The 12,099-nt window shown below is 53.9% G+C and carries 9 protein-coding genes; 5 read left to right on the forward strand and 4 right to left on the reverse strand.

The window, feature by feature from the left end; translation table 11 throughout:
* Window positions 1-55 precede the first annotated feature (55 nt).
* Window positions 56-580 carry a GNAT family N-acetyltransferase gene (locus ACIP6T_RS08375; RefSeq protein ID WP_345829104.1) on the reverse strand — a complete coding sequence of 175 codons (525 nt, stop codon included), beginning with the start codon at window positions 578-580 and terminating at the stop codon, window positions 56-58.
* Between the two features lie 441 nt (window positions 581-1,021).
* Between ACIP6T_RS08375 and ACIP6T_RS08380 the strand changes: the two genes are divergently transcribed.
* From ACIP6T_RS08380 to ACIP6T_RS08395, 4 genes are all read left to right on the forward strand, one after another.
* On the forward strand, window positions 1,022-1,537 hold the full coding sequence (locus ACIP6T_RS08380) for a fimbrial protein (protein WP_176519163.1): 516 nt from the start codon (window positions 1,022-1,024) through the stop codon (window positions 1,535-1,537).
* Window positions 1,538-1,625: 88 nt separating this feature from the next.
* Window positions 1,626-2,312: a molecular chaperone gene (locus tag ACIP6T_RS08385; protein ID WP_097096770.1), complete on the forward strand. Its 687-nt coding sequence runs from the start codon at window positions 1,626-1,628 to the stop codon at window positions 2,310-2,312.
* 230 nt (window positions 2,313-2,542) lie between these two features.
* Entirely contained in the window at window positions 2,543-4,984 is a 2,442-nt protein-coding gene (locus ACIP6T_RS08390) for a fimbria/pilus outer membrane usher protein (protein WP_400456368.1), read from the forward strand.
* A 9-nt stretch (window positions 4,985-4,993) separates the two neighbouring features.
* Window positions 4,994-5,941, forward strand: a complete 948-nt coding sequence (locus ACIP6T_RS08395) for a fimbrial protein (protein WP_400456370.1) — start codon at window positions 4,994-4,996, stop codon at window positions 5,939-5,941.
* Window positions 5,942-6,018: 77 nt separating this feature from the next.
* On the opposite strand, the gene ACIP6T_RS08400 is transcribed toward ACIP6T_RS08395, so the two are convergent.
* Entirely contained in the window at window positions 6,019-7,632 is a 1,614-nt protein-coding gene (locus tag ACIP6T_RS08400) for an ABC transporter substrate-binding protein (RefSeq protein ID WP_400456372.1), read from the reverse strand.
* 347 nt (window positions 7,633-7,979) lie between these two features.
* On the reverse strand, window positions 7,980-10,076 hold the full coding sequence (fusA, locus tag ACIP6T_RS08405) for an elongation factor G (RefSeq protein ID WP_400456374.1): 2,097 nt from the start codon (window positions 10,074-10,076) through the stop codon (window positions 7,980-7,982).
* A gap of 211 nt (window positions 10,077-10,287) precedes the next feature.
* Here fusA and ACIP6T_RS08410 point away from each other — a divergent pair, with 211 nt between their 5' ends.
* Entirely contained in the window at window positions 10,288-11,199 is a 912-nt protein-coding gene (locus ACIP6T_RS08410; RefSeq protein WP_400456376.1) for a ketopantoate reductase family protein, read from the forward strand.
* 91 nt (window positions 11,200-11,290) lie between these two features.
* Here ACIP6T_RS08410 and ACIP6T_RS08415 read toward each other — a convergent pair whose 3' ends face one another.
* The gene (locus ACIP6T_RS08415; RefSeq protein ID WP_097096764.1) at window positions 11,291-12,058 is read right to left on the reverse strand and encodes a YdcF family protein; all 768 of its coding nucleotides are present in this window, start codon (window positions 12,056-12,058) and stop codon (window positions 11,291-11,293) included.
* Window positions 12,059-12,099 lie beyond the last annotated feature (41 nt).

Genomic DNA, 12,099 nt, shown 5'->3' on the forward strand with positions numbered 1-12,099 from the left:
TGAATGAATTCGCTTGCATAAGATCCCTAAACGTTGCAGGTGCTTCTTCGGTTATTCAGGCGATTTTGGCGACGGGTTGCTCGGCTGGCGGGGTAAATTCCTTTTTCAGGAATACCAGCGCCTCGCCTAAAGGATTAATGCGGTGATGGAAAGGTTGATAGCCACGACGCAGATAGAGCTCGCTCAGCCACGGATGTTTGGTGGCAGTGGCCAGATAGACGCCCGGTGCTTTTAGCGTCTGCTTCAGCAGTGTCTCTTCGGCATAGGTGATGATGTCGCGGCCGTAACCCTGCCCTTTGTAATCGGGATCGACGGCGAACCAGTGGATGAACGGCCACGATGAGGGCGCATGTTCATCCTGCTGCCACGGAAAACGCACCGTGACGGTGGCGACCGCGCGTTTCCACTTGCGCAGCACCAGCACGGTTTCCTGTTCGATAACGCGGCGAACCTGCTCGACGTTGCCCTGCGAAATGGTGAAATGCACATCCAGCGCCACCAGCGCCGCATAGGCGCGCTGCAGCAGAGCAAAAATTTCTTCGGCATCGTCGGCGGTAGCGACTTCAATCAGCTGGCTCATAGTGACCCTTTCCTTAATCATGGTTGAGGAAAGTATTAAAATCCGACGGATTAAAGTAAAACGAGAATAGTGGCAATCGATGTGTAGAATATGGGAATAATAAATCCGTTCATCCTTACTACGCAGATGGCTGCCGGTCAGGCTTCACACCGCGCCTCAGCATAAAATAATATCCATTTATTTTTAAAATAAATTTAATTATTCATCACATTGTGTCGCCTTGCCGGACAAATATTGATTAAAGTCATTATTTAACGGGATCGGAATTTTCCTACAAATCACTAAGAATTCACTCCATTGCCGCCCTCTTATAAATAAATTTTAATGGGACCACATCATTTACGGAACAATTTCTACGCTCTGCAAATGATGTACTTACATTAAAAAAATTATTAACTAATTGCTCAGATGATTAAATGGTTGAGCATGGAGAGCAACACCATGATGAAAAAAAGTCTTATTTTAGCGGTTCTGGCGGGATCCGCCTTGGTCTCTACGGCGCATGCAGCCAGTGGCACCCTTAATTTTACCGGTACTGTCTCGGCGGATGCCTGCACCGTGAGTCCGACAACAAAATCCCAGAATATTGACCTCGGACGAGTCGCAACCAGCGATTTCAGCGCAATCGGCGCCACCAGCGGTAGTCGCCAAATTTCAATCGATCTGACCGCCTGCCCGGCCGCAATCACTGCGGCTGCCGTTAACTTCACCGGTCCGACTCACGCAGATAACCGTAAACTGCTGGCGTTAAGCGGAGCGAGCACGGCGAAAAACCTCGGTATTGCCCTGTTTGAAGATGATGGCGTAACGTTAATCCCAATTGGGAGCACATCAAAATCCCAAAATCTTACCACCACCGCTACCCTGACTTACTTTGCAAAATATCAGTCCACCGCGGCAACCGTGACTGACGGGACAGCAGAAGCCGCAGCCGACTTCACCATTGTTTATAACTAACCTTCTCTCTTTAATTTAAATAATCCGCCTGGTCGGCGGGTTATTTTTAATGAGGAGATATTTAAAAATCACAAGCAGAGGAAATAAAATGACTCGTTTATTAGCTGCATTTTGTTGTGTCACGCTTTCAGGGGTAATTTCACTGCATTCAGCGCAAGCCAGCGTTGTGGTTGGCGGTACGCGTATTATTTACGATGCCGGGAAACAAGAAACCTCAATTCCGGTTAAGAACACCGATAAAAAAGCCCCATTCCTTGTTCAGTCGTGGGTTGAATCTTATCCGCAGGCTAATGAAGAGAAACCGCCTTTTATTATTACACCACCGCTTTTCCGCCTGGATGGAGGTAAAGAAAACATTCTGCGTATCGTTCGCACCGGCGGCAATCTCCCCGACGATCGTGAATCGGTATTTTGGGCCAACATCAAAGCGATACCGGGTTCGGAAAGTACAGACACTAACCGCCTGCTCATCTCAGTCAAAACCAAGATCAAGTTATTTTACCGCCCAGCCGCCTTAAAAGAGGGTGCCGCGCTGGCGTATAAGCAGCTGACCTTTAGCAAGCAGGGCGACCATCTTGCCATCAACAACCCAACGCCCTATTTCCTCTCTTTTAACAGCCTCACGGTGGGGGGTTTTGCCCTCAAAGATCCTGGCATGATTGCCCCGAAATCGTCCATGACGCTGCCGCTGGATAACCCTAAGAGCAGCTCAGTCACCTGGCAAATGATCAATGATTTTGGCGGGATTACCGCCGCAGAAACCCGTTCATTCTAACCCTTTGCAGCAATTTTAATGTCTCCTGCTGGTGACGAAGAGGAGGCGTTGTTGAGCACCCTTTTCGGTGCATGTCATCTTCACACGCGGAACTATGAGTCATGAAGTCTACAATCACCCTAAAACAGCCTCGACATGCACTCATTCGACGCGCCGGCGCGCCACGTAATATTCATGATTTTACTTATTCCAAAGCGGCTTATTGCGTTGCTCTGACCCTTGCAGTCGGTGTGTCTCTGCAGTGTCGCGAAGCCGCAGCGGAAGTCTATTTTAATCCTGCAGCCCTTGAAATTTCAGACAGCGGCCAGGCGGCCAGTGATCTTTCACAGTTTTTGTCTGGTGACAATCAGCTACCCGGCAAGTACCGGGTAGATATCTCTGTGAATGGTCAACATTTAGCAACCCGGGATGTCAATTTCATCGCCAGTAAAGATCAACTGTTACCGGAATTTACGCCGGCTCAGCTCAGCGCGATGGGTGTGAAGACAGAGGCCTTTCCCGGTCTTGCCTCTCTTCCTCAGGATCAACCCGTCAGTGATTTGGCCAGCGTGATTCCAGATGCCGCGAGCCACTTCGATTTTAACCAGCAGCGCCTTGATGTCAGTATCCCGCAGGCCGCGTTAAACGTTGCTGCCCGCAGTACAACCGATTCGGCACTTTGGGATCAGGGAATGACATCGGCACAGTTGAACTACCGCTACAGCGGTGCAAATACCCAATACGGTAACGCCCGTCTCAACAGCAATTTCCTCAATCTGCGCGGTGGCCTAAACCTTGGTGCCTGGCGGCTGCGTAATTACTCTACTTTCTCAAGCAGCACGCAGCAGGCAGCCAGCTGGCAGAGCATTAGCACCTATCTCCAGCGCGATATCCAGTTTCTCAAAGGCCAACTCACCCTGGGAGACAGCGCCACGCCAGGCGACGTGTTCGAGAGCGTGCAATTTCGCGGTGCGCAAATCACCTCAGATGAAAATATGCTGCCTGATAGCCTGCGCGGTTTTGCCCCGGTGATCCGCGGTATTGCCCAGTCGAATGCGCAGGTTACGGTGCGTCAAAATGGCTACGTTATTTACCAAACCTATGTTGCGCCAGGCGCCTTTGTTATCCGGGATTTATACCCTACCGCTTCCAGCGGTGATTTGGAGGTCGTCGTGCGCGAGGCAGATGGCTCAGAGCGGGTGTCCGTTCAGCCTTTCTCTGCTGTTCCCATCATGCAGCGCGAAGGCCAGTTGAAATACTCGGCCACGACGGGCCGTTATCGTTCCACTTACGCAAGCGGCAGTCCCCCGGGTTTTGCTCAGGCAACGGCACTTTATGGCCTGCCGGGATCAAACACGCTGTACGGTGGTGTACAGGGTGCCAACCACTATCACTCGGCGGCGTTGGGGGTAGGCCATAGTTTTGGTGATTGGGGATCGGTTTCGGTGGATGTCACCCAGGCCCAAACCCAGCTGCGTGATGGATCGGCGCACCGTGGTCAGTCTTATCGTTTTCAGTATGCCAAAGAGATTGCGGCAACCGGCACCAGCTTCACGCTGGCAGGCTACCGTTATTCCACGTCGGGTTTCTATAGTTTGCAGGAAGCCAATGAGGTGAATGCCAGCCAAAATGATGTCTGGCGTTTACGCTACAACAAACGCAGCCAGGCAATGCTGAACATTAACCAATCCTTTTTTGGCATCGGCAGTTTCTATGTTGCGGCCTCCCAGCAGGATTACTGGCAGCAAAGTGGTAAAGAGCGCAATATTTCAGTGGGTTATAGCGCAACCCATCGAGGGATCAACTACGGTTTAAACTACACCCATAGCCAGACGCCGGGAGTAGCGAAAGACGATCGCCAGATCGCTTTTAATTTGCAGATCCCGCTGGATAAACTCCTTTCCGGCAGCTGGGCACGTTATGGCATGAGCCACAGCCAAAATAGCGGCACCTCCCACAGCGTGGGCCTGGCCGGGACGACGTTGCAAGATAACAACCTGAATTATCTGGTACAGCAGAATTACGATCGTCGCGGCCAGGGATATGGCGGTGATGTAAATGCGACTTACAAAGCGAGCGTTGGCGAAATAGATGCAGGCTACAACTACAGCCGTAACTCACGTCAGGTGAACTACGGTGCGCAGGGCTCAATCGTCGCGCATCCGTACGGAGTAACGTTAGGGCAAGCCATTGGCGACAGCGCTATCGTGGTACGCGCACCGGGAGCCAGTGGCGTGAGTGTACAAAACAATACCGGCGTAAAAACGGACTGGCGCGGCTACGCCGTTATCCCCTACGCCACTCCGTATCGCTATAACCGCGTAGCGCTTGATACCAATACCTATGGCGAAGAACTCGATATTGATAGCGCCACGGCAACCGTGGTTCCGACGAAAGGCGCGCTGGTATTGGCAGAGTTTAAAACCCGCGTCGGCAGCCGAGCGTTAATCACTCTGACACGCCATGACGGCCTGGTGCCATTTGGTGCCTCGGCGCATATTCTTGGTGACAACGACAACAGCAGTATTGTTGGCGAGGGTGGTCAGGTGTATCTGAGCGGCGTAGCACAACGTGGCGTGCTGGAGGTGAAATGGGGGAATGGAGCCACGCAACAATGCCAGGCAGATTTTACTTTGCCCTTAGATAAACAGCAAAACAGCGCAATTAAGCATGCTGTTGCGCGCTGTAAATAAGGAATAACCATGCTCCCTAACAATAAAAATACATTCTTATTAGGGTTAATCATCTGCTCACTCTTCTGGGTATCCCATACGGTATCCGCAGCTTGCGCATGGGGAGTGGCAGGGAAAGAGATCATTAGTAATATCAGTTTTGGCAATGTCATTGTACAACGCGATTATCCAGCAGGCGCTTTTATCACCTCAGCGTTTACGGGCCAAATTAGCGGCGGATCCACGCTGTTTCGTTGCACTCAAGCCTGGAATTATAGAGGCGTACCGGTGCTATTTACTCGCGCCAGCAGCTTTGGAAATACGATTTATGAAACCAATATTCCCGGAATAGGCATAGAAATTCACCAGTCACTTAACAATGTTCCGTTTAGCAAACCTATGGCCGCAAATGCCTCTCTTTCAATGCCCGATCCGTTAAGCGCTACATTAATAAAATTATCCACCGGGAGTGTCGGTGCAGGCAATTTAACCACCGGTACGCTCGCCTATTTTTATGCTGAACCCGAACCAAAATATCGCACTACGTTGGCGCTGACAGGTACGAATACTATTATCCCCGTAGCCTGTACGCTGATGACTAAAACCGTTAACGTGAAACTTGATAATGCAGTCATCTCAGATTTTAAAGGTAAAGGGACAACCGCTAAGCCGAAAGACTTTACGATTGATCTTAATTGCGATGCAAAAACCAAGATTAAACTGTCGCTGGAAGGTACGTCTGCAGGCCCAGCGGGTGTTCTTGCTCTCACTGCCGGGAAAAACCAGGCATCTGGCATCGGTATTCAAATACTCAAAGGTACCCAAGTGGTGGCATTAGGGAAGCAGCTTAACTTTGGTACCGCTAATGCGGCCGGTTTAAAACAACTTGCTTTCACCGCTCGCTATTATCAAACCGCAGCAAACATTGAGAGCGGAACGGCAAATACCACGGCGACGTTCACGATGACATACAACTGAAATAAATAGCCTCTGGCAATTTAAATCGAGCGGACAGCGTGATGGCTGCCCGCTGCAATCTTTGCCTTTTCGCACGATTAATGTTGACTCAACCACACATCGTAAACGCTTTCCGGCATCTGCTTATAGCTGCGGAAACCGTAGCCGTGCACATAATTGGCGGTGGCTAACTGATCTTCGGGTTCATACAGCGGCACGGCCAGCGCCAGCTGCGACAATGCCACCTGCTGCAGCTGGCTGTAGTCATCACGGCGCTGCGGCAGATCCAGCGTGCTGGCGGCTTTATCTAGCAGCCCATTGATCTTCGCATCGTTGACGCGGCTGTAGTTAATCGCCCCACCTTGCGCTATCGGACGATAGTGGTTTTCAATATCCACGCCATCGGTGGGCGTGTTGGAGTTAGCAATGGTGCCGAACTTACCGCTCTTACGTACATCGGCATAGGTTCCCGAATCAACATAGTTCAGCTTGAGATCGATGCCAAGACGTTGACGCGCCTGCGCCTGAATCGCCTGCAACAGCACATCTCGCTGATCGCGCACCGTGGCCTGCGCCTGAATTAGCTCGATACGCAGACGCTGGCCCGCTTTGGTACGGAAGCCTTCGCTATCACGGGTTTGCCAGCCCGCCTCATCCAGCAGCTTGTTGGCGGCAGCCGGATTGTTACCGTACTTGCCTTCCAGCTGGTTGTTATAAAGCGGATCGATCGGCGAGGTGATGCCCCACGCGCGGGTGCGTTCGCCGCGATAGACCGACTTCAGCAGCGGGTCGATATCCAATCCCTGCAGCAGGGCCTGGCGCACCTTCACATCCTGCGTCGGGCCATATTCCACGTTGAGGAACAGTGAATACGGCGTACCGGTGTTCAGCGCGTGCTGGTAGGTAAAATCGCTATTGTCTTTAAATTCGCCGGCATCGTTGCCCGAAATGCCCTCGATCGCATCCACCTGCCCAGAGAGCAGCGCGCCGGTGCGTACCGATGATTCCGGCAGGAAACGATACGTCACGCGATCGAGATATGCCGGACCCTGATGTTTAGCAGTGGCTGGCGCCCAGTTATATTTCGGGTTTTTAACGTAAGTCACCTGCTGGCCTTTCTCATAGCTCTCGAGAATAAACGGCCCGGTGCCAGCCAAATCTTTGCCGCCCGATTTCAACTGCGGTGATTTCCAGCTGGCGGGGGCCAGAATTTGCAGCCCTGCGGCGAAAGAGAGAAACGGTGAATAGACCGCTTTCAGGGTGATCACAACGGTGTGATCGTCTGGGGTTTCAATCTTATCGATGTGCGAACCCATCAGGCACAGGCTGGTGCCCGCGCAGTATTGCGCCACCTGGGTTTGGCGGAAGTTCTCGGCCACCGCGTTGGCATCGAACTTCTCGCCGTTGGAGAAGGTGACGTCGCGCCGCAGATTGAAGCGGATGACTTTGCCCTCCTGGCTGGCTTGATAACTCTCAGCCAGCCACGGCACAAAGCTGCCGTCCGGACGGCGTGCCAACAGCGATTCCCAGAAGTTACGCAGCGTGATTTCCGCTTTGTCCTGGCCGTTGAGCTGCGGGTTAAAGGTGGTCGGTTCGGTTTCCACGCCGACAGTGAGCGTGCCGCCGCTGACGGGCTGATCGGCAGCCAGCGCGCTAACGGTGTTTCCCAGCAGGCTAAAGCCTAAGGCCAACGCTATTGACGTTAATTTCATATTGTCCTTGGTGAATGCAGGTAAATATTATTGATGGCCGTCATCTGGCCCGTATTTAATTCCCGCTGAATTATTAAAATCCGGACAAATAAAAGTAAAACGACAATAGTGACAATGGATTTGTTAAATACGAGAAAGGTCGCCGTTATTGGCGTAATGCCGCTCACTTAAGCAATAAAATGCCTGTTTATGCAGGTGCGCATGAATGCGCACCCTACGAAAACCCGGCGATATCCACGTAGGGTCACCATTCATGGTGACCGATTCATGCTTAACTGACGAGCATTACGCCGTTATTGGCGACCTTTCTTTACCCGGTGCGCATTACTGCGCACCCTACGACATAATTACGTGCGAGCCGCGATGATGCTTTCAGCCACATTACGCGGCGCTTCGGCATAGTGCGCAAACTCCATGCTGTAGGTGGCGCGGCCTTGTGACATCGAACGCAGCGTCGTGGCGTAGCCAAACATCTCGGACAGCGGCACTTCGGCGCGAATAATGCGGGCGCCAAAGCGCTCATCCATGCCTTGCAAGGTCCCGCGCCGCGATGAGAGATCGCCCATCACGCCACCGGCATACTCTTCCGGCGTTTCCACTTCCACCTGCATCAGCGGTTCAAGGATCACCGGATCGGCCAGCTTCGCTGCGGCTTTAAAGCCAAAGATCGCCGCCATACGAAACGCCATTTCTGACGAATCGACGTCGTGATACGAACCAAACGTCAGCGTGGCTTTGATGTCCACCACCGGATAACCGGCCAGCACGCCGCTGTTCAGCGCCTCTCGAATCCCCTTCTCTACCGAAGGAATGAACTCGCGCGGTACCACGCCGCCTTTGGTGGCATCTTCAAAGGCAAAACCGGCACCCGCCGTTTGCGGCTCCAGCGTCAGCACCACGTGGCCATACTGGCCTTTACCGCCGGACTGACGCACAAACTTGCCTTCCACCTCGCGCACCGTTTTACGAATGGTTTCGCGATAAGTCACCTGCGGCCGACCAATGTTGGCTTCCACGCCGAACTCGCGCTTCATGCGATCAACGATAATCTCCAGATGCAACTCGCCCATACCGGAAATAATCGTCTGGCCGGATTCCTCATCGGTATGCAGGCGGAACGACGGATCTTCCGCCGCCAGCCGCTGCAGCGCCAGGCCCATTTTTTCCTGATCGCTCTTGGTCTTCGGCTCTATCGACAGCGAAATCACCGGGTCGGGGAACTCCATGCGCTCCAGCGTGATTACCGCGTTGGGATCGCACAGCGTTTCACCGGTAGTGACCTCTTTTAGGCCAACGCAGGCGGCGATATCGCCTGCGCGAATCTCTTCAATTTCAATGCGATCGTTAGCCTGCATCTGCACGATACGGCCGATGCGCTCTTTGCGCCCTTTCACCGCGTTCCACACGCTGTCGCCCTTACGCAGCACGCCGGAGTAGACGCGCACAAAGGTTAACTGGCCAACGTAGGGATCGCTCATCAGCTTGAACGCCAGCGCCGAGAACGGTTCGCTGTCATCGGCATGACGTTCGTCGTGTTCGCCCTGCTCATTGACGCCGCTCACCGCCGGTACGTCGAGCGGCGATGGCATCAGCTCAATCACCGCATCCAGCATGCGCTGCACGCCCTTGTTTTTGAACGCGCTGCCGCACAGCATTGGCTGAACTTCACCCTGCAGCGTGCGCTGGCGCAAGCCGGCAATGACGTCGTCTTCGCTAAGATCGCCCAGCTCAAGATAGCGCTCCATTAGCGCGTCGCTGGCTTCTGCCGCCGCCGCGACCATGTTCTCACGCCACTCGGCCGCTAGCGCCTGCAATTCAGCGGGGATCGGCGCATAGCTAAAGCTCATGCCCTGGCTGGCATCGTCCCAGTAAATCGCGCGCATTTTGTTGAGATCGACCACGCCGCTAAAATGCTCTTCGGCGCCGATAGGAATCACAATCGGCACCGGATTGGCGTGCAGGCGATCTTTCATCATCTGCACCACGCGGAAGAAATCTGCGCCCTGCCGATCCATCTTGTTAACGAAGGCGATGCGCGGCACACGGTATTTGTTGGCTTGGCGCCACACGGTTTCCGACTGCGGCTGCACGCCGCCAACCGCGTCATACACCATCACCGCGCCGTCCAGCACGCGCATTGAGCGTTCCACTTCAATGGTGAAATCAACGTGTCCGGGGGTATCGATGATGTTGATGCGGTGCGGCGTAAAGCTGCCGTCCATACCCGGCCAGAAGCAGCTTACCGCCGCCGACGTGATGGTGATGCCACGCTCCTGCTCCTGCGCCATCCAGTCGGTGGTTGCCGCGCCATCGTGCACTTCACCTAACTTGTGGCTCATTCCGGTGTAAAACAGGATGCGCTCGGTGGTGGTGGTTTTACCGGCATCGATATGCGCGGAGATGCCGATGTTGCGATAACGTTCGATGGGGAGGGTTCGGGGCATGATGCGTCCTTAGTCTTCTCGACTGGAAAGAGCGGCGCGCACCATTGCCCGCCGCTGCGCAACAGCCTAAACCCATTGTACGAATAAATACGAACAGTTTGAGCCTTTTTTACTCATCGTTAAAAACTTGCATGTGATTCAGCATTTACGGGCTGGAAAGCCATCGCCCGGCACTTTAAGGTAAGGCTTTCACTCTGACAGGGTTTGAATCATGCGCATTCTGGTGGTCGGTGCCGGTGCAACCGGCGGTTATTTCGGTGCGCGTCTGGCGCAAGCAGGACGTGATGTGACATTTCTGGTGCGCGAGCGCCGTTTTCAGCAGCTGCAGCAAACCGGGCTGGTGCTGAAAACGCCTGATGGCACGGAAGTTTTGCAACCTCAGCTGGCGCAGGCGGATTCGCTTAACAGCCATTATGATCTGATTATTTTGACGGTGAAAAGCTTCGCCCTGGAACAGGCGATGAACGATATCGCTCCCGCCGTGGGTCCTGACACGCTGATCATGCCCATTCTTAACGGGATGCGTCATATCGACACGCTGCGGGCGCGCTTTGGTGACAAGGTGATTGGCGGCCTGTGTAAAATCAACGCCACGCTGGGTGAAAACGGCGAAGTGGTGCAGATGACGCCGCTGCATATGCTCTATTACGGCGCGCTGGATGGCAATAACGATGCGCGCCTGCAGCGAATAGATGAAACCCTACGCGCGGCGCAGTTTGATACCCTTTTCTCCGACAACATTATCAGCGAACTGTGGGAAAAATGGCTGCTGCTGAGCACGCTCGGTGCGGTGTGCTGTATCGCGCGCGGCAATACGCAGCAGGTGTTGAACGCACAAGGTGGCGAAGCGCTGCTGCAAACAATTTTTGGTGAAGTACTGGCGGTGTTGAGCGCGGAAGGTTATCAACAGCGCCCGGCGGTGACGGCGAAGATTTATGAGACGCTGAATAATCCCAAAGCGGCGATGACCTCATCGATGTACCGGGATTTAACCCAGGGCTACGAGATTGAGGCCGATCAGGTGATTGGTGATTTGCTGGTGCGTGGTGCGCGCAGTGGCGTGGTGACACCATTGCTGAACGCGGTGTATGTCAATTTGCAGGTGTATGTGCAGGGTCGTTAACGTGGGTCGCCATGAATGGCGACCCTACGGTTGTTTGGCGCGATTGGCGTGCGGTCGTGTCGTAAGGTCGCCATTGATGGCGACCGAAATATCATAAGCGAGACTGCACGCCCGGCAGCTGCTTCAACCGCTGCCAGCCCGCTTCCACCTCTTCCGGTATATCTACATGACCGAGGAAACCTTTGCCGCGTGGACCGTAGCCATTTTCGTCGTCGCGCAGGCGCTGGATTTCCCCCATCAGCAGCGACAGAAAACGTTCCATCGACCACAAGCCCTGCGGCGGCGCACCAATAATGCGTAGCATGCCCGCATCCATCATCACCTGCGGCACAAACACCGGCCAGCTGATAAATTCCGGCGCATCGGCGCGGTCGCGCCACTGATAGCGGAAGGTTTCCCACGTGCGCCGCTGCATCAGCGGGTCCTGTACCAGCAGCACGCGCTGCGGCTGCCAGCTGTGCTCATCCAGTAATTTCTGACTGAAAGCGGCATTTTCGCCACAGTTGCGAGAGGCGGTTTCCAGCAGCAGCTGATCGTCCGGCAGCGCGGCAAACACGCGCGCTACGTCGCCCAGCAGTTCTGCTTCGCTTTTGCCTTGGGTCTCAATCTGGCGATACAGCGGATGTGTGCTCAGCATCTCTGCTAATAACGATGTAGAGTGGCCAATGCCGCCACTTACCAATAACGGCAGCTGATACTTTTTCGCCAGGGCGATGACCGCCTCCACGTTTGGCAGCACCGCGTGGCCGGCCAGAATGGCTAAATCGACGTCGAGCGTGCCCGTTTGCGGCATGTGATCCAGTGCCAGCCAGGTCGCCAGGGTATTGATATCCTGAATGTGATCGTTGTTAAGCTGCATGCCTTTCTCCTCATTTTCACTTTGGCAGTGTAGCGGCTTAA

The sequence above is a fragment of the Pantoea sp. NPDC088449 genome, from assembly GCF_044753225.1.
In the GTDB taxonomy this organism is placed as follows: domain Bacteria; phylum Pseudomonadota; class Gammaproteobacteria; order Enterobacterales; family Enterobacteriaceae; genus Pantoea; species Pantoea floridensis.

Coding starts and splice junctions, on each gene's coding strand:
- ACIP6T_RS08375 (WP_345829104.1), bottom strand. CDS start 580: ATGAGCCAGCTGATTGAAGTCGCTACCGCCGACGATGCCGAAGAAATT.
- ACIP6T_RS08380 (WP_176519163.1), top strand. CDS start 1,022: ATGATGAAAAAAAGTCTTATTTTAGCGGTTCTGGCGGGATCCGCCTTG.
- ACIP6T_RS08385 (WP_097096770.1), top strand. CDS start 1,626: ATGACTCGTTTATTAGCTGCATTTTGTTGTGTCACGCTTTCAGGGGTA.
- ACIP6T_RS08395 (WP_400456370.1), top strand. CDS start 4,994: ATGCTCCCTAACAATAAAAATACATTCTTATTAGGGTTAATCATCTGC.
- ACIP6T_RS08400 (WP_400456372.1), bottom strand. CDS start 7,632: ATGAAATTAACGTCAATAGCGTTGGCCTTAGGCTTTAGCCTGCTGGGA.
- fusA (WP_400456374.1), bottom strand. CDS start 10,076: ATGCCCCGAACCCTCCCCATCGAACGTTATCGCAACATCGGCATCTCC.
- ACIP6T_RS08410 (WP_400456376.1), top strand. CDS start 10,288: ATGCGCATTCTGGTGGTCGGTGCCGGTGCAACCGGCGGTTATTTCGGT.
- ACIP6T_RS08415 (WP_097096764.1), bottom strand. CDS start 12,058: ATGCAGCTTAACAACGATCACATTCAGGATATCAATACCCTGGCGACC.